Here is a 1,913-nt window from a genome sequence, read left to right on the forward strand (position 1 = left end):
GGAAAAGACGGCATGAACGATTCCCCGCAGCGCGGTGGCGTGACACTGGTCGGAGCCGGCCCCGGCGACCCGGAGCTGCTGACGCTCAAGGCGATCCGCGCGATCCGCGCCGCCACGGTGCTGCTGGTCGACGACCTGGTCGGCGACGGCGTGCTGCGCTATGCCCGCCGCTCGGCGCGCGTCGTCCATGTCGGCAAGCGCGGTGGCTGCGCGAGCACGCCGCAGGCCTTCATCGAGAAGCTGATGGCCGCCGAGGCGCTGAAGGGCGAGCGCGTGGTGCGGCTGAAGGGCGGCGACCCGTTCGTGTTCGGCCGCGGCGGCGAGGAGATGCAGCACCTGCGCGCGCAGGGCATCGAGGTGTCGGTGGTCAACGGCATCACCTCGGGCCTGGCCGCGGCGACCTCGCTCGACGTGCCACTGACGCACCGCGACCATGCGCACGGCGTCATCCTGGTGACCGGCCATGCGAAGGAATCGGGTGCCTCCCCCGATTGGCCGACGCTCGCCGCCGCGGCCGCGCAGGGGCTGACGCTCGTCATCTACTGGTGCAGCATGCGAGCCAGCCGCAGCAGCGGCATGCGCTCGGCACGCTCGGCGACCTGTGCGGGCTGATCGAGCGCGAGCAGCTCGGCAGCCCGGCGATCATCCTGGTCGGCGAGGTGCTGCGCGGGCTGCAGGCGCGTGACGATCTGCCGGGCAGCGTGCGCGAATCCCTCCAAATGGGGGTCGCCCGGGTCGCCTGAAGACGGGGGCATCGCCRCATAATCCCCGGCCACGAGATGTTGGCGGAGTGAGGACCTGATGCTCAAGATCGACAAGCTGAACCRCCTGACGGCCTCGCATGGCCCGCTGCAACGCGGCCACGGCATGGTGACCGGCGTGATCGCGCTGGGGCTGGCCATCTTGTGCTTCCTGGGCGTGATCGCGTTCCACTTCCCGCAGTACCTGACGACGCCGGAGCTGCGCCAGAGCTACAACGTCGACGTGATCCGGCAGGTGCTGCTGGTGGCGTTGGTGATCGCCGGCTCGCTGTCGCTGTTCAACATCATCCGCGGCCAGGCGCGCTGGCTGGCCTTCGCGTCTTTCGTGCTCGTGGCCGCGTCGCTGGCCTGGGGCGGCCACAAGGTGCCGGTCAGCAGCGATTTCCCCGACCACACGCCCTACCTCGGCCTCGACTGGTTCATCCTCGACCTGCTGGGCTCGACGCTGATCTTCGTGTTCATCGAGAAGCTGTTCGCGCTGCGCCGCACGCAGCCGGTGTTCCGCGCCGAATGGCAGACCGATTTCCACCACTTCATCGTGAACCACATGGTGGTCGGCTTCGTGCTGCTGGCGACCAACCTGCTGGTGCACCGGCTGTTCGGCTGGGCCGCGCACGACGGCATCCGCGGCTGGGTCACCGGCCTGAACTTCTGGGTCGCGCTGTTCCTGATCGTGCTGGTGGCCGACCTGGTGCAGTACTGGACGCACCGCGCGTACCACGAGGTGCCGCTGCTGTGGCGCCTGCATGCGGTGCACCACAGCGTGAAGAGCATGGACTGGCTGGCCGGCTCGCGCCAGCACATCCTCGAGCTGCTGATCACGCGCACGCTGGTGCTGGCGCCGATCTACGTGCTGGGCTTCAGCAAGGAAGTGATCGACGCCTACATCGTCGTGGTCGGCTTCCAGGCGGTGTTCAACCACGCCAACGTCAGCGTGCGGCTCGGCCCGCTGCGCTACCTGATCGTGACGCCGAACTTCCACCACTGGCACCACTCGCAGGACGACGAGGCGATCGACAAGAACTACGCGGCGCACTTCGCGTTCATCGACTACCTGTTCGGCACCGCGGTGAAGGCGGACCGGAAGTGGCCGGATCAGTACGGGGTGGTCGGCGACTACGTGCCGAACGGGTTCTTCAAGCAGCTCAGGTT

Annotated in this window: 1 protein-coding gene and 1 pseudogene; both read left to right on the forward strand. The window is 68.3% G+C overall.

Going from position 1 to position 1,913, the window contains the following annotated elements:
* The first annotated feature begins 12 nt into the window (after positions 1–12).
* Positions 13–743 (forward strand): annotated as a pseudogene (gene cobA, locus AC1D01_RS33740) (uroporphyrinogen-III C-methyltransferase).
* A 58-nt stretch (positions 744–801) separates the two neighbouring features.
* Positions 802–1,913: sterol desaturase family protein (locus AC1D01_RS33745; RefSeq protein WP_477873825.1), on the forward strand; the 1,112-nt coding region annotated here is incomplete at its 3' end.

Source organism: Rhizobacter sp. P3_B12 (assembly GCF_056402895.1).